Source organism: Sphingomonas sp. AP28 (genome assembly GCF_056680455.1).
On the sequence record NZ_JBWXQI010000004.1, the window covers coordinates 1 to 16,090 of the forward strand.

Annotated in this window: 13 protein-coding genes and 5 pseudogenes; 9 read left to right on the forward strand and 9 right to left on the reverse strand. The window is 57.0% G+C overall.

What is annotated here, in order from left to right:
- On the forward strand, positions 1-551 hold a 551-nt coding region (locus tag AC1MH0_RS22200), incomplete at its 5' end, for a PEPxxWA-CTERM sorting domain-containing protein (protein WP_480966258.1).
- Positions 552-642: 91 nt separating this feature from the next.
- On the opposite strand, the gene AC1MH0_RS22205 is transcribed toward AC1MH0_RS22200, so the two are convergent.
- Entirely contained in the window at positions 643-960 is a 318-nt protein-coding gene (locus AC1MH0_RS22205; RefSeq protein WP_480966259.1) for a hypothetical protein, read from the reverse strand.
- 59 nt (positions 961-1,019) lie between these two features.
- Positions 1,020-1,175 (reverse strand): hypothetical protein, encoded by a 156-nt coding sequence (locus AC1MH0_RS22210; protein WP_480966469.1) that lies wholly within the window; start codon positions 1,173-1,175, stop codon positions 1,020-1,022.
- Here AC1MH0_RS22210 and AC1MH0_RS22215 point away from each other — a divergent pair.
- The 4 genes and pseudogenes from AC1MH0_RS22215 to AC1MH0_RS22230 all read left to right on the forward strand — a co-directional run bounded on the left by AC1MH0_RS22215 (position 1,174) and on the right by AC1MH0_RS22230 (position 4,324).
- Complete coding sequence (locus tag AC1MH0_RS22215; protein WP_480966460.1) at positions 1,174-1,416, forward strand: helix-turn-helix domain-containing protein; 243 nt, start codon at positions 1,174-1,176, stop codon at positions 1,414-1,416. The genes AC1MH0_RS22210 and AC1MH0_RS22215 overlap by 2 nt on opposite strands.
- A gap of 559 nt (positions 1,417-1,975) precedes the next feature.
- Positions 1,976-2,689 carry a PEPxxWA-CTERM sorting domain-containing protein gene (locus AC1MH0_RS22220; RefSeq protein ID WP_480966260.1) on the forward strand — a complete coding sequence of 238 codons (714 nt, stop codon included), beginning with the start codon at positions 1,976-1,978 and terminating at the stop codon, positions 2,687-2,689.
- 619 nt (positions 2,690-3,308) lie between these two features.
- A pseudogene (locus AC1MH0_RS22225) lies at positions 3,309-3,443 on the forward strand (PEPxxWA-CTERM sorting domain-containing protein); the annotation flags it as partial.
- A 221-nt stretch (positions 3,444-3,664) separates the two neighbouring features.
- Positions 3,665-4,324, forward strand: a complete 660-nt coding sequence (locus AC1MH0_RS22230) for a PEPxxWA-CTERM sorting domain-containing protein (RefSeq protein ID WP_480966261.1) — start codon at positions 3,665-3,667, stop codon at positions 4,322-4,324.
- A 305-nt stretch (positions 4,325-4,629) separates the two neighbouring features.
- Here the strand turns inward: AC1MH0_RS22230 and AC1MH0_RS22235 are convergent, their stop codons facing one another.
- From AC1MH0_RS22235 to AC1MH0_RS22245, 3 genes are all read right to left on the reverse strand, one after another.
- Entirely contained in the window at positions 4,630-4,965 is a 336-nt protein-coding gene (locus AC1MH0_RS22235; RefSeq protein ID WP_480966262.1) for a hypothetical protein, read from the reverse strand.
- A protein-coding gene (locus tag AC1MH0_RS22240) for an IS5 family transposase (RefSeq protein WP_480966263.1) occupies positions 4,937-5,694 on the reverse strand; the annotation gives its coding sequence in 2 pieces (ribosomal slippage) (positions 4,937-5,361 and positions 5,361-5,694; 759 coding nt in all). The genes AC1MH0_RS22235 and AC1MH0_RS22240 overlap by 29 nt, the downstream gene beginning before the upstream one ends.
- Before the next feature lie 218 nt (positions 5,695-5,912).
- On the reverse strand, positions 5,913-7,106 hold the full coding sequence (locus AC1MH0_RS22245; RefSeq protein ID WP_480965956.1) for an IS701 family transposase: 1,194 nt from the start codon (positions 7,104-7,106) through the stop codon (positions 5,913-5,915).
- A 143-nt stretch (positions 7,107-7,249) separates the two neighbouring features.
- Between AC1MH0_RS22245 and AC1MH0_RS22250 the strand changes: the two are divergent.
- The 4 genes and pseudogenes from AC1MH0_RS22250 (at position 7,250) to AC1MH0_RS22265 (ending at position 11,841) form a co-directional block, all read left to right on the forward strand.
- Positions 7,250-8,001: pseudogene (locus tag AC1MH0_RS22250) on the forward strand (IS5 family transposase).
- A 63-nt stretch (positions 8,002-8,064) separates the two neighbouring features.
- Positions 8,065-8,876, forward strand: a pseudogene (locus AC1MH0_RS22255) (IS5 family transposase).
- 211 nt (positions 8,877-9,087) lie between these two features.
- Entirely contained in the window at positions 9,088-9,894 is an 807-nt protein-coding gene (locus tag AC1MH0_RS22260) for a PEPxxWA-CTERM sorting domain-containing protein (protein ID WP_480966264.1), read from the forward strand.
- 775 nt (positions 9,895-10,669) lie between these two features.
- A protein-coding gene (locus tag AC1MH0_RS22265) for an IS3 family transposase (protein WP_133021543.1) occupies positions 10,670-11,841 on the forward strand; the annotation gives its coding sequence in 2 pieces (ribosomal slippage) (positions 10,670-10,934 and positions 10,934-11,841; 1,173 coding nt in all).
- A gap of 115 nt (positions 11,842-11,956) precedes the next feature.
- Here the strand turns inward: AC1MH0_RS22265 and AC1MH0_RS22270 are convergent.
- The 4 genes and pseudogenes from AC1MH0_RS22270 to galU all read right to left on the reverse strand — a co-directional run.
- Positions 11,957-12,891, reverse strand: a pseudogene (locus AC1MH0_RS22270) (IS630 family transposase); the annotation flags it as partial.
- A gap of 81 nt (positions 12,892-12,972) precedes the next feature.
- Positions 12,973-13,841 (reverse strand): annotated as a pseudogene (locus AC1MH0_RS22275) (IS481 family transposase); the annotation flags it as partial.
- Between the two features lie 78 nt (positions 13,842-13,919).
- Complete coding sequence (locus tag AC1MH0_RS22280) at positions 13,920-14,888, reverse strand: glycosyltransferase family 2 protein (protein ID WP_480966265.1); 969 nt, start codon at positions 14,886-14,888, stop codon at positions 13,920-13,922.
- Positions 14,889-15,188: 300 nt separating this feature from the next.
- Positions 15,189-16,049: a UTP--glucose-1-phosphate uridylyltransferase GalU gene (gene galU / locus AC1MH0_RS22285; RefSeq protein WP_480966266.1), complete on the reverse strand. Its 861-nt coding sequence runs from the start codon at positions 16,047-16,049 to the stop codon at positions 15,189-15,191.
- Between the last annotated feature and the right edge of the window lie 41 nt (positions 16,050-16,090).

Here is a 16,090-nt window from a genome sequence, read left to right on the forward strand (position 1 = left end):
GGCCCACCGGTCAAAGCTTTACCGCTATTGATACAAATCTAACATCCTTTGGATTTCAGTTTAACTCGCTCAACCCGGGTAATGCTAATCTGCCTTTTACATTTAATTTATTTGCTGGTGAAGCACTGAATGGTACTTCGATTGTTACTCGCACTTTTACATTGCCTACTAGTATCAATACCCGAACCCCGACGTGGTTTGACCTCGATATAAATGGTGCGTCGGTTTCAGTGGGCCAGCTTTACACCGCAGTGCTATCAAGCACTAGTTCACGTAATGCCGTGGTGATGGGGCCCGACATCAATATCAACACTGGAGTCGAACGATCTGGTGACGCCTATACCGGCGGTAAAGCAATATTTACAAGGGAGGTTTACCCGAACTGTGCAGTCACGGGAAACTGTGATCTGAACTTCCGCGTTTCGGGAAATTCCCTAGCCGGTGCGGTTCCAGAGCCAGCAACCTGGGCCATGATGATCCTCGGTATGGGTATGGTTGGCAGCGCAATGCGTCGCAAGTCCAAGGTCACGACCAAGGTTGCCTACGCATAAAGTTTGTCTAAAATCAGAGACTTAGATCAAAGGAAGGCCGTTGCCTCGGAGCAGGGGGGGGCGGCTTTTCTATTTTGTCGCTTGCACATTGTTATGCGCAGTCTTTCAGTCCGTAGCGCAGCCAAGATTCCTTTGACTGAACCGCCGCTTTTAACTTGATTAGGGTACAGGCAAGATCACGTTGATCCGGCAGTGTGCATTTCGCGACAATGAAAGGCCCCTCATTGCCGGTGGGTAGGCACGATACCTTCTTCCCCATGGTCAAACCGGCAAGCAAGCCCTTTGCTCTTGTCGAGACACGCGCCCCTACCTCCAGCCCGGCAATGCGTATCCGGGTCTTGTCGTTGCAAACGATCGTGGTGCCATCAGGCACGTTGGTAACGAGACAGATTATTACGGCAGCCATCATGATCGGCGATCCTCTGCAACGGCCTTGGAAACAATCGGCCCTATCTGCCTTGCTCACTATTACCAAGCCATGGATCGCCCGCCGTGGTCGATGAAACCTATGTCGAGCGGCGGATGCTCGCCATCCCCAAAGCCGTCGTCGCAGAAGCGCCAGAAGGGGCCGTAGAGGACGATGAAGTCTTTTTTGTCTCCCGACCTGGCCAACGCGCTACTCATGGCTCTAGCGAGCGCCCAAGAGCGGTTTGGGGACTGTTCGACACCGCAGGGGATCGGCGGGAATAAGGGATCAGGGGTAAGTCAGGAGGCGTTCGCAGCTAAGATCTATCGCCATCAGCAGTTCGTATCGCGGTATGAAACCCGGGAGCGACGGCTGGACGTCGTCGAGTTTGTAGATATCGCGATGGCATTGGGGTGCGACCCTGCCACGATGATCGGTACTGTGCCGCACACTGACTAGGCCAGGGGCCTATGTCCTACCGTATGGGTCCGTGACTTACCCTAATCCGTGCAGATTTTTTGTTTCTGATAATCGGCTATCCTCACAGGGGATGGGGTCGATGTTGTGACGGATGGCCTGTAACGGGGCAGGCATAAACCCGGATTTGAGCCGCCGACAGCGATAAGCAACGGATGAGTGGCTTGCCCTATCTCCCGCCCATATCTGCGTTGTCTGGCACCCGGCTGCCCCTCTAAATCGGATGCTACCGGCATCAAGTGCAATCGGTTCGACTATGCAGCACAGATTGCACCACGCTGTGGTTTAGGCATTTTTAAACCGCCGCGAGCCGTCGCGCCGACGACCGCCAATCTTTTCAAACCAGTCGGTAGGAGGTTACCGATCGGCTCATGCGATAATATTAAAAAAAGTTCATGTGTAAGCATACATTTACCGTTCATTAACGTTCTTAACAGCGCTCGATACCAAAGCTGACGATTTATTGTTGCGAAGCGTGATTTTTTGGTTCGTAGCATCGAGGGGGGCCCCTCTCGATCCGAATGATAAAAGGGTTACCCTCATGAAGCGTTCAATCTCGATTGGTCTCGCCTCAATCATGCTGCTTGCATCAGCGGCACCGGCGTCCGCAACCGTAGTCATGCCGGATCAATCCGGTGTGGCGTTTACCACTTTTGACTCCGCTACCCGCGGCGCAGAGTTGGGTCGTATCGAAACAGGTACAACGGGCGCGACGACTTACACCGGCTTCCTCCGCAGCGCGGTTTATCAAAATACTTTGGGAACTTTAGACTTTTATTATCAAGTCGCGATCAGCACGATCCTAGCTAATGACGAAGTATTCAACCTAACCGCGTCAAACTTTTTTGGTTATACCGTTGATGCGTTAGTTGATACTACCGACTTTGATGGCGCGGGCTTTTTTACAGCTGCAAACAACCCTAATTTGCAGGGTCCTGCGGGTTCCACAACAACCGCTTCGAGGAATGGAAGTGGTTCAGTTGTTCGCGCGGACTTTGGATCCAATGGTCTTGAAGCTGGTGGTCAAACAAGCGCGACATACATTTTCCGCACTAACGCTACCAACTATAACCTTGCGGGAACGTTTACTACGCAGGACGGGTCGGTTGCGCAGCGTGCGAATTTTGCCCCTACAGCCGTTGGCGCGGTTCCCGAGCCAGCATCGTGGGCAATGATGATCTTCGGCATGGGTATGGTTGGCAGCGCAATGCGCCGTCGCAAGTCCAAGGGCATTAGCAAGGTCGCGCTCGCCTAAGCTCTCAAGCGTTGGGTACTGGAAGCCGTCACTCGAAAGGGTGGCGGTTCTCTCATGTCCGAAGCATAACGCCGTTAACCTTCAACCGGTAACTCCCTGTACCAGAATGGGAAAAGGTTCCACCGCGGCGAGATTTTGTAAAAAACGAAACCTTTCTGAAACATTAACGGCTGGTTAGTGAGCCGTCAGACGCCCCGCCTCCAGCGTGGCTCGCTGGAGAGATGTCATGAAGCTGATCAACAAACTCATCACCACGACCGCGCTTGCTGTCGCGGCGATCACCGCTACGTCGGCGAATGCAGCCACGTTGCTCGTTAGCTATGCGCCCGTAACGGACACGAATGGTTCGTTCAGCTTCAATGTTGATAGTAATCCAACACCGATCTCAAGTTCCGGAACTGCTTTTGTTGCAGGGATTACCAATAGCACGGGTCAATACGCGGAGCGCACGACCCAAAGTTTCTATTTGCTGGCGAACGGCGGTTTGTTCGGCAATTACTTTGGGCCCCAAGTTTTCACGGGCACTCTCGCTGCCCCCATGTTCCAGACTGGGACCTATGCTGCAACATTCGGCGGTAACGCGGCGCTGGCTGGTATTGTGACGATCTCTGATGCAGCCGGTGCAGTGCCAGAGCCTGCAACGTGGGCCATGATGATTTTGGGCATGGGTGCGATCGGCGCCGCCATGCGTCGCCGGATTAAGGTTTCGGAGGTCAACTTCACGAACCATGTGCGGGCAATCGCGAACTCGTAATCGATCGGAACAACGAAAAGCCGTCGCTCGAAAGGGCGGCAGTTTTTTCATGTCCAGAGCATAACGCCGTTAACCGTCAAACCTCTAACCCGTTGTATCAAGACGAGAAAAACTGCTATTTTTCAGTATTTGGTAAGAAAAAGAACCTTTCTGGGAGATTAACGGTTGGGTAGTGAAGCGCCAGACGCCCCGCAGCTCAGCGTGGCTGGATGGGGATGATCATGAAAAAAACTGTTCTTTTCGCCGCGACCGTGTTGGCAACCTGTTTCGCTGTTTCACCCGCGCTCGCGGCTGACTTCATTGTAGGTCCGCAGACCAATTCTTTTTCCGGCTTAACGCGAGGCTATTACTTCACAGCACCGACAGCATTCACGATCGACTCGCTGTTCATTCCGATCGACGCCAGCACAGATAACCAGTGGGTTGAGGTCGTCCGATTATCTAACACTCCTCCCACTTTTACGACCACGACGAATGCGTTCACCAATTTAGGCTATTTTGCCAACCAGAACGGTGCGTCCTCCATCGCGACGTCAATCAGCATCAATACCGGCGACATCATTGGAATCCTAGGCTCGCGCTCGCTCAGCACCACTAACAGCTATGCCGATGGTCCCTTTACCTCCACGATCGGCGGCTTGCCTGTGACGATTGCTCGTTTGGGCTTCCAAGACTCGCTGGTGAACGGTCCCGCCCATGACCTATTCACAAGCCCCGGCTCGCAGCCTTACAGCAGGATTAATTTCTCTTACTCGACGGCGGCAACACCGGGTGCCGTTCCCGAGCCAGCTACTTGGGCGATGATGATTCTCGGCATGGGCGCGGTCGGCTTTGCGATGCGTCGTCGTTCGAAGGTCTCGACGACCGTTAAGTTCGCCTGAAGCACCCCACGCTTTAGGTGCTGGAAGCCGTCACTCGAAAGGGTGGCGGCTTTTGTATTTCAGGCTACCTGACATATCCAACTCTATGCCCGGTTCAGGCCCGTACGGCAGCTAGGGGCGGGATAGGTAGGTTGCACTATCCCCCGCCCTTATCGAAGCCTGTAGGCCACCGGCTGCCCCTCTAAATCCGTCGTAATCTGAATATACAGCCAATCAAGCAGTCCATTGACTAGCCACTAGATCGCTCAAAATGGTGTAGTTTGACAGCTATGCCAGCTTCTTCGAGGGCGCGTCGCACTTCGTCCCTAGCAAGCGTTAGTAAGACCTTGCGCATCCGCAATGCCGACAGCTTCTCTAACCGCCTTCTTACGAACCTTATCCGTTAAAGACTCAGCAAAGAGCGCCTTCAAATAATCGAGTACCTTACCTGACTGCCCTGTTAGACCATCCTTTCTGTTGATGCCCCATTCGTCAAAGACAGCGTTAGGGAATACGTTAGCCAATAGTCGCTTCATATCAGGATTTTTCGAAGCAATTAGATAGATATTGCATTCACGCGCAATATCATCATCACTGTTGCGGGCGTTGCCCCTTAGGGTCAGGACTCGTTGATCAAAACCAGTAGATGACGGTGGCAGCAAGAGCGATCGCGGACAAGAAGACCGTCGGACACCTATCGTAGCGGGTCGCAACGCGGCGCCAGTCCTTCAGCCGTCCGAACATGATCTCGATACGGCTACGGCGCCTGTAGCGGCGTTTGTCGTATTTGATCGGCTCGAGCCGAGACCTGCGACCTGGGATGCACGGCTGGATGCCCTTGGCCTGCAAGGCATCCCTGAACCAGTCAGCGTCGTAGCCGCGGTCGCCGAGTAGCCATTGTGCCTTGGGCAGATCGTCCAGCAACGCGGCCGCACCGGTGTAGTCGCTAACCTGTCCAGCGGTCATGAAGAAGCTGAGCGGACGGCCGTTTGCGTCGGTTACGGCGTGGAGCTTCGTGTTCATACCGCCTTTGGTGCGACCGATCAGGCGCCCGAGATCCCCTTTTTAACCCGCAGGCTCGATGCCGTGCGGTGCGCCTTCAGATACGTCGCGTCGATCATGACAGTCTTTGGGTCGGCATCAGCGGCAGCCAAGCCCTCCATTATGCGGAGAAACACACCCATCTCACCCCACCGTTTCCAGCGATTGTAGAGCGTCTTGTGCGGTCCGTAGTCGCTGGGCGCATCACGCCAGCGCAGCCCATTGCGGTTCACGAAAACGATGCCGCTCAATACTCGCCGGTCGTCAACTCGCGGCTTGCCATGGCTCTTGGGGAAATATGGCCGCAGGCGCGCCATCTGCTCGTCTGTCAGCCAGTATAGGTCGCTCATCCTCAGTCTCCTCACGGAGCCTGAATCAGATCGCGCCTGTTACATCAATGGGTCCTGACCCTAGCATTACAGTTGCATTCTCGACTTGAGGTGAGCGCGGCGGGCGGCCGCTTGGTGCGCTCGTCGCCATAACGACCATGCGATGATGTGGGCGGGCGCGATACGGCGCTGGGCGAGCCGAACGGCAATGCGTCGAACTTCTTGTATGGACCAGCGGATCAGCGCCGGGGTGTCGTGCGCATTCTTTTTGGGGGCGTCACCTCGTTTGCGTGGTGGCGGATCACCGCCATCATGGCGAACGCGAGCATGACCAGCGACACGTGGCGATGCCATCCATGCCAGGAGCGGGTTTCGTTATGGTCGAGGCCGAGTTCGTTCTTGGTCGTCTCAAAGCTGTCCTCGATCGCCCAGCGGTGGCCTTCAACCTGCACGAGCGCGTCGATCCCGGTCCCGGCCGGGCACCAGGTTGTGAAGAACGCCAGTTCGCCGTCCGCGATATGTCGTCGGATCAGCAAGCCGCGTGTCCACACCCCAGTGCGTCCTTCACCGTAATCGGTAGCCTCGATGTCTGCGAGTTCGAGATAGGCCCAGTCGTGCAGTCTCGCTCCCTTCGTCCCATTGCCTGCCGACAGGCGATGCCAGGCGGCGGGATCGAGATCCTGTGCGATTTCACCTGCAGTGCCGAAAACGGCGGGCTTCCCCACCCAAGAGCCAAAGTGATGGTTGGAGCCAACGCCCAGGACATAGCCTTTCCCTGCTCGGCGTAGCGCCTGCTCGACGTCGCCGACGCCGTACACACTGTCAGCGGCGACCCAGGCGAACGGGACGTCGGCTGCAATCGCACGTGCGATCATTTGCACCGCCAGGGCTGGCTTGGTCGCGAACCGCGTCTCCGTCGGGACATGGGCCGAAACCATGCGCGCGCTGTTGCTGGTCCAGTTCTTCGGCAGATACAGCGCCCGGTCGATAAAGGCATGACCGCGGTGCGAGACATAGGCGGCAAAGACGCCGATCTGGCAGTTGGTGATTTTGCCCGCAGACCCGGTGTATTGGCGCGAGACACCACACGACGCCTTGCCCTGCTTGAGGAAACCCGTCTCATCGATCACGAGCACCGCATCCTCGGCAGCCAGCGTCTCGACGACATAGTCGCGTACGATATCGCGCAGCGCGTCAGCGTCCCACCGACCGCGGCCAAGGATCGCCTGCTGCCGCCACGGTCCCGGATCGCCTGCCGCTTCCGCACGCATCCAGCCCGTCTTGCGCCGCTCGTCGCCTAGCAGCCCTTCCAGGAAGAACCCCGCGGATGCCGCGACACGGTCCTGCGTGAACAAACCCCGCATCCGCGCCTTCACGTCACGCAGCGAAGTCGCCCAAAGCTCCAGCGTCGTCTCAATCGATGCACCCGTCATCCACGGTCTCCTGCCATGAAGACCCATTGATTCAGACTTCGCTTAAATTCGCAACTGTAATGCTAGGGCTCAAACCCAATCAGCGGGTTGAGGTGGAGCAACTTTCCTGATCCACTGGCGGCGTGGATCAACGGAAATGGCGCATGGCATTGTTCTGGTTGTCGGACGAGGCGTGGTCGGCGATCGAGCCGCATTTGCCTAAGAACCAACCCGGCGCGAGGAGGGTAGACGACCGTCGGGTGATTTCGGGTATCCTGTATGTGTTGAAAGTGGGTTGCCGCTGGTGCGACTGTCCGATCGACTATGGTCCCTCCACGACAGTCTACAACCGCTTCAATCGCTGGTCGCATCGAGGCTTCTAGCTCAAGCTCCTCGATGCGCTGGTCGATGCCGGCGCGGTGACCAGAAGCACCGCGATCGACAGCACGTATGTAAAGGCGCAACGCGCTGCATTTGGAGGTAAAAAGGGGCTAAAGCGCAGGCGCTCGGCCGCTCACGCGGAGGCTGGACGACCAAGATCCACGCCCTTACCGACGTCGTCGATTGCCCATTTGCGCTGATGCTGACGCCCGGCAACGTCGCGGACATAACCGCCGCGCCGGAGTTGCTAGCCCGCATGGGCCGCGCGCGCTACGTGCTTGCCGATAAAGGCTATGACGCCGACCCGCTTCGTCGCGCGCTACGTAAGGCGGGGGCTGTACCTGTCATCCCAGGCCGCTCTAGCCGTAAGCGGAAGGTTCGCTACGATCGTGAGCGCTACAAAGACCGCCATCTGGTCGAGAACGCCTTCTGCCGCCTGAAGGATTTTCGCCGAGTTGCCACCCGTTACGATAAGCTCGCCGCCAACTTCCTGTCAGGCGTAGCGCTCGCCACCGCCGTCGCCTTCTGGCTGTGAATGAGTCTGAGCCCTAGGCCACGTGGACAAAGGTTGACGCGCGTCGGATCGGTTGATTCAAGGCTGTCTTTTGGAGGCGGCGTTGGTCGAGCGGATTGGGTTTCGGATGATGAGTGGGCTCTGATCAGGCCCCTGCTGCCGTCGGAGCGAGGACGTAGCTGCCGACCCGCGGGAGACAACCGGCCCTATTTCGAAGGCATGGCGCGGACAGGCGCGCAATGGCGGCATTTGCCGGATGAATATGGCAAGTGGTGTGTTCCGGCGGTATCGTCGCTGGGTCGTGATGGGCGTGTTCGAAGCCATGCTGGAGACCCTGGCCGCTGTCGTCGAGCGGGATGTCAGCGCCGACATGATCGACAGCACCGTAGTCCGGGCGCACCACTGCGCCGTCGGGCTAAAAAAAGGGATCAAGAATTCGAAGGGCTCGGCCGTTCGCGAGGCGGCTTCACAACCAAGGCCCTCCTGAGCTTGTCGAAGGGCTGCACGCCCGCTGTGATGGTCAGGGGCGACCGCTATGTTTCGTCCTGACGCCGGGCCAGGCCCACGACGTGAAGGGCTTCGGGCCCTTGTTCGGGATGCTGGCTGACCGGATCGAGGCCCTGCTTGCCGATAAGGGCTATGACGCCGATGCCATCCGCCAGGAACTCGCCAGGGCGGATGTCGAGGCGGTCATTCCAACCAAAAGTAACCGCCGCATACCGATCCCGCATGATCGCGAGAAATACCGTTGGCGCAATCTCGTCGAGCGCTTGTTCAGCAAGCTCAAGAACTGGCGCCGTGCCGCAACGCGTTATGACAAGACCTTAGAGTCCTATCTCGGCTTCGTCGCGCTCGCATCAGTTACGCTGTGGCTGCCCTTTGTCCATGTGGCCTAACGATAAAATCCTGACGCCTTAATAGCGCGTAAGTCGCTGAATACATATGATATTATGCATTGCTTTTTACCCGCGCGTTGGCGAGGGCAACCTCGATATTTGAACTAAATGATGTCCTGTAATGGGATGCCTCCTTCAAACTCACGATCGCTACAGTTGACGAGGAGTATGACTTTGTTAATATATCGTTAATCAAAAGGGGAGAGATTCGGTGCGTTATCCATTAGTGTTACTTGCTATTGTATCTTCTGGCCTGGTCGTCTCACCGGCGTCCGCCGCAACCGTTATAGTGAACGGCGTATCTGGGTTTCCAACTGCGGCAACCTTTGGGACCTACCCAGGCGAGAATACCGGTGGCGGCACTGCCGCTGTTACGACGACTGCCGCACGATCCGGCAATGGTTCGCTCGAAATGAGAGGTGATCGAACCCGCACTCAGGTCGGGATACAATACGCTCCCCTGAGGACTAACCTTGGCGCCCTCTCCAGTATCACAGGCCTTACATTTGACTGGCGCATCGCTGCCGACTCTCTGAATCCGCTAAACGTCGATTTGACGCCAGCGCTGCGTCTGCTGATTCAGGATGGGGCGACTCGCAAGGAGTTGATTTGGGAAGGTGCGTACAACGGTACATACGGAAACACCAACCGTGATACGTGGTACTCGTCGTCGGCGAACGATCTGTTCTATATTACTGGCGGCAGCGTAAATGCCGGTCAGACGATTGCTCAGTGGGCCAGTCAGCTCGCGGGTGCGACCGTGTCAGGCTTCTCGGTTGGTGTTGGTAGCTCCGCGTCAGCCGGATACCATGCGTTCGCTGATAACGTGACGCTGAGCACAACTACCGGAAGCACCAGCTATAATTTTGAAGCCTCACCAAATGGGGCGGTTCCGGAGCCGGCATCATGGGCAATGATGATCCTCGGGCTTGGTATGACCGGGGCCGCTATTCGGCGCCGCGCCAAGGTTTCCAAGGTCAATTTTATAAACCATGTGAAGGCTATCGTAGCCTCATAAAAATTAATCGAGACAGATACTTAGGCCGTCGCGCTCAACAGTGCGTGACGGCCTTTTGTGTCGTTGAATGATTGGTCGCTTCGCCACTGCTACTCTGGCAGTAAGACCACCATCCCGCATCCGCTTAAATCGACGCAATGCCGTACTTTATCAGCTTAAGGATGGCAGGGACGAGCGCGGGCTCCGGTAGGAAATATTCTTACCGCTGGAGCACGGGATGCCTCGCATTTTCGCTAGCACTACATGGCTTGGTACCGCACTGGTATCGCAAAACCGCGCTATCCGGGCCGTCTGTTTACCCGATTTGCTGCACGTTTCCCTCGTCCAGCGCGATCGAGCGCTGGTTTGAAAGCAATCGCACCGCACACTGCTCCGGTGCGGGGAGTGAGCGCCGGAGCGTTTGTTGGCCGATGTCTTCGTGCTTTGACTCGGAAAACCACGATCCGATAACGACCAAATCCTGTTCCCGGCACTAACCCGTATCGGCACCGCCAGAGCATGGATAGTGATGCCCCCCGGCCGTACGAGCCATTGATATTCCCTACGCCACATTTGTGTCTCGATCTGGCAACGGCCGTTGATATCAAACGGTTTTACGGCTCCACGGCTCAAGGGCGGGTTCGATCCGCGATCTACGTTGTCATCTTCGCGCTTTGACTCGGAAAACTTCCCGTCGGCCGATCCGATAGCGCCCAAATCCAGTTCGCCATATTGAGCTGCCCCCTTCTGAGCGGTCCATCGACTATGAGAGTCTGGATCAAGGAAGGGACGACGAATGCCTGCGAAAAAGCACAAGCCGGAAGAGATCATCGGGAAGCTGCGTGAAGTTGAAATCGTCCTGGGCCAGGGCGGGACGACCGCCGAGGCGTGTCGGCGGATCGCGGTCAGCGAGCAAACCTATTACCGCTGGCGCAAGGAATATGGTGGGCTGAAGACGGATCAGGCTCGTCGGATGAAGGATCTGGAGAAGGAGAACCTGCGGCTGCGGCGTGCGATCTCCGACCTGACACTGGACAAGCTGATCCTGCAGGAGGCGGCACGGGGAAACTTCTAAGCCCCGCGCGGCGCCGACGCTGCATTGACCAAGTGAAAGAGGTGCTGGACGTATCCGAGCGACGGGTGTGTCGCGTGCTCGGGCAGCATCGGTCGACGCAGCGCAAGGTGCCGTGTGGGGCAGATGACGAACAGGCGCTGACTGAGGACATCGTTGCGCTGGCCGGGCAGTATGGACGCTACGGTTACCGCCGGGTGACCGCACTGCTGCATGCCGCGGGGTGGTCGGTGAATCATAAGCGTGTCGAACGCATCTGGCGGCGTGAGGGGCTGAAGGTACCACAGAAGCAACCCAAGCGTGGCCGGCTGTGGTTAAACGACGGCTCGTGCATCCGGCTGCGGCCGGAGTATCCGGGGCATGTCTGGGCGTACGACTTTGTCGAAGCGCGAACGCACGACGGGCGCAAGTTCCGGATCCTCACGATCATCGACGAGGCCAGCAGGGAGTGCCTGGCGCTGACCGTCGCACGTCAGTTGAAACACGAAGACGTGCTGGCGGCGCTTGCCGAGCTGTTCATCGCGCGAGGTCCGCCAGCGCATATCAGGTCGGACAATGGCAGCGAGTTCATCGCTACCGCGGTCCAGAAATGGCTCGGCCAAGTCGGCGTGAAGACGCTGTACATCGCGCCGGGCTCGCCATGGGAAAACGGCTATAACGAGAGCTTCAACGGTTCGCTTCGCGACGAGCTACTCAACGGCGAGATCTTCTACAGCCTCGCCGAGGCAAGGGTGCTGATCGAGGCGTGGCGGCGTCACTATAACACCGTCCGACCACACAGCAGCCTGGGCTATCGACCTCCGGCGCCAGCAGCAGCGACCCCGCCATTGCCGGCCTCCGGCTCCGCTTCGCTCCACCTACGCCCGGCAATGGCGGCGGAGGCGACGATGCACTAACTATCTACCCGGACCACCCGGTGGGGGCTGCTCACGGTATGGAGCCAAGCGCCGTCGCCGATCCGAACTGGACGCGTAACGTCTTCCTTCCACGTCGCTGCTCTTGACCGCCGACAAATGATTTTGCGTCACGATAGTTACCTGAGCACCCATCCGAGTAGAGGTCGACGATACGGCCGATGGCATCCCAGAGGCCGTGAATGGTCCGCTCGGCCGCTTTTCGCAGATGCGCCTTCAGTTTGGAGAAGGCCATCTCGATAGGGTTGAAGTCTGGGCTGTAGGGCGGAAGGAACAGGAGCCTGGCACCTGCGGCTTCGATGGCGACACGCACGGCCGGCGCTTTATGGCTCGACAGGTTGTCCATGATGACGACGTTACCGGGCGAGAGTTCGGGCACCAGCACGCGGGTCACGTAGGTGGTGAAGGCATCACCGTTCATCGGTCCGTCGAGCACCCAGGGTGCGATCATGCCGGTGCGGCTCAGACTTGCGACGAAGGTGGTGGTTTTCCAGTGCCCGTGCGGCACGCCGGCCCGCAGTCGTTCGCCGCGTGGCGCTCTGCCGTAGCGACGTGCCATGTTCGTTGATGCCCACGTCTCATCGATGAAGATGAGCTGCTCGGGATCGAGATCGAGTTGACCGTCGAACCATTCCTCGCGCCGCTTCAAGATGTCGGGACGATCCTGCTCGGTCGCGTGCGCAGTCTTTTTTTGCGCGTGATCCCGCGTCGCGCGAAGAACCGCCATATCGTGCCGAGCGCGACCTCGGTGCCGTGATCAGCCAGGAGCGCCTGCAACTCGGCAAGCGTTATGTCGGGGGTCGCCTTGTAAGCGTCTAGGATCAACCCGGCATGCGCCTCGATCCTCATCGAACGTCGATCGCCACCCTGTTGCTGTGGCGCTGGCGTCCCGTGCTGGGTTGCAAGCTGCTGCCACCGGATGGCGCTCGCGGTGCTGACACCGAACCGTACCGCAGCCTGCCGACGCGACAGACCACCCGCGATAGCCGCCACAACTCTATCCCGAAGATCTACCGACAGTGCTCGCGCCATCCATGCCAGCCTCCTGCACCGGCATGAATCCTGAATCAGAAAACCGCAGCGACGGGAATCCCCTTATGATTCAACACGGTGAGAAACCGCTCTAAGCGCCTTGAGCTGACGGGCGAAATTATAGGCTGCCATGAAGTCTGCGAGGTGCACCCGCAACTGCTGGTGGCTCTCGTAATGGAAGCGTTTGACCGTTGCCTCCTTGATGGTGTGGTTCATCCGCTCGACCTGACCGTTGGTCCACGGGTGGTTCGGCTTGGTCAACCGGTGCTCGATGTCGTTTGCTTCGCAGATCATGTCGAAGCGCATCTGACGCGACCAGGCGGTGTTACGGTTGCGCGGCTGCTCGGCAAACTGGATGCCGTTGTCGGTCAGAATCGTGTGAATGCGGTAGGGCACCGCTTTCAGCAGAAGTTCGAGGAACTCCCAAGCCGTCCGCCTGTCAGCCTTGTCGACGAGCTGGGTGACCGCAAACTTGCTGGTGCGGTCGATGCCGACGAACAGGTAAAGTTTGCCTTCGGCAGTCTGAACCTCGGCAATATCCACATGGAAGAAGCCGATCGGGTAGCGCTTGAAGCGCTGTCGCTTCGGCTTGTCCCCCTCGATGTCCGGCAGACGGGATATGCCGTGCCGCTGCAGGCAGCGGTGCAGCGCTGAGCGTGTGAGATGCGGGATCGACGGCTGCAACGCATAGAGGCAATCGTCGAGCGGCAGGAGTGTGTGGCGCCGGAATGCGACGATCGCTGCCTCCTCGGCTTCGGTCAGGGTCGTGGAGTGAGGGGCCTTCGGCCCGGTCTTTAAATCCTCAACCTAGCTCGCTTACGCCACTTCGCCACCGTCTTCGGGTTGATCCCGAGCTCCCGGCTCAGCGTCGAGAGCGAAGCTTGCGATCGCTGTATTGCTGCTCTGACGGCGTGCGTGGTCGCGGCGCTCCCGTGACGTACCTGTCCCATACTGCTTCCTTCCATTCCAACGAAAGGATCGCACCATCAAACCGTGGGATCAAACACCTAGTTTCAAGATTATTTCCACTAAGTATTATTACAATCGGACTTATAAGTCAAAGTCCTGACAAAAGAAGGGCAGTCACCAAAACGTCTTAATACATAATCTCGAACGCCAAGTTTGAAAGCTAATGCCCAAGGGCTTCTAGATTTTAAAGTTTGTAGACCAGCTCTTATCCAACTATTTGTACCAAATTCGATGCGTGCCCAATCAAAGAAATCTCGCGTCGCCTTTATTCTCTTTTTTAGCCCGCCGTGCATTTCGGCATAAAGCAGTCCGTTCCTAACAAGAAAATAAGTGCTCATTGGCGATTTATAGCCTCCCATTGAGCCGGAGCCACAATGTTCCACCGTAGCTTTTTTGCTCATCAATACTTCAAAGCCTAACTTTCGGGCTCTAACACACCAGTCTACTTCTTCGAAATTCAAAAAGAAACGTTCGTCAAACAGTCCAATGCTGTCAAAATGATTTTTGTGGCAAAATAAGGCGGCGCCTTTGACAACTGAAGTTTGGTATAAATTTGGTTTCTGATCGAACTCAGCTTCGGTTATACCAGCATGAAAAACCGAGTTTGATATGTCTTTGTTTCCAAAGAAACTATCGCCCCCCTCATTATCAAACTGGACCGCCCCAATAACTGGCGTAGAAGAAGGTGTACGCACCGCCGCCTTCCACAATTCTGACAAAGTGGTTTGATTGACGGTGGCATCGTTATTTAGGAGGAATAACCACTCAAAACTTTGATCCAGAGCGGTTTTTATACCCCTATTATTTCCGCCGGCCCACCCACTGTTGATGCCAGTTTCAATAAGAGATACATTACCAGATAATCTGGATAAAATTTTTACCGATTCATCGGTGGAACCATTATCTACAATAAAAAGATGCCAGTCTATTCCGATAGACGTCTTTAGTGCATCATAGCAAGACGTGGTTAGACCAGGTCGATTCCAGTTTACGGTAATAACAGCAATTCTGGGGTGGGAATCATCCACAAGACTTCTCCTATCACAGCTAGTCGGTGGAAAATAAAAAGTATATCATGTCGGTTTATTTGATCAATTAGCTATGATTTTGATCGCTGCGTTGCCACATTGATTTACAGAATATCATTTAATTATATAGTACCATATGATATCCTGCTACACCACTATTATAGCTTGTACGCTAGGGTTAACGTTATATGCAGAATAAAACTAAGGAGCAAATTGATCATTTAATGAAAAGATAATGGTAACAATAGTATCATTGTCCGAATTATATGGTTTCTGCCATTTTAGCGGCTAGAAAGCCGTTCACCCCAGCACCGTCCGGGCGAATTCGCGGACCGCCGGACCGATATCGTCGCGCGCCAGCGCCAGCGCCAGATTGGCCTGGATGTAACCGGTCTTGTCACCGCAATCGTAGCGCTTGCCGTCGAAGGTGAAGCCGTGGAACGGCTGCGTCCCGATCAGCTTGGCCATCGCATCGGTCAACTGGATCTCGCCGCCCGCACCCGGTTCCTGCGCGTCGAGGATGTCCATCACCTCGGGCTGGAGGATGTAGCGGCCGGGGATCATCAGGTTGGACGGCGCCTTGCCCTTCGGCTTCTCGACCAGCGCGGTCACCTCGGTCAGCCGCCCCTCGGTGCGGCCGGGCGAGATGATGCCGTATTTGTCGGTCTCGCTGTCGGGCACCTCCAGCGCGCCGATCACGTTGCCGCCGACCTGCTCGTACGCCGCGACCATCTGCTTGAGGAAGCCGCCGACCATCAGTTCGTCGGGCAGCAGCACCGCGAACGGTTCGTCACCGACGATGTCGCGCGCGCACCACACCGCATGGCCCAGCCCCAGCGGTTCCTGCTGGCGGACATAGACCGGGCTGCCGGGTTTCTGGCGGATGCCCTCGATCAGCGCCATCGACTTGCCGCGCGCCTTCATCGTCGCCTCCAGCTCGTAGGAGACGTCGAAATGATCCTCCAGCGCGCCCTTGCCCCGGCCGGTGACGAAGATGATCTGTTTGATCCCCGCCTCCAGCGCCTCCTCGACCGCATACTGGATCAGGGGCTTGTCGACGACGGTCAGCATCTCCTTGGGCATCGCCTTGGTCGCCGGCAGGAACCGGGTGCCGAGCCCCGCCACCGGAAACACCGCCTTGCGTACGCGCTTGATCGTCATGCCAGAGAACTCCAGATTATAACGCCCCCTATCGTGGCAAT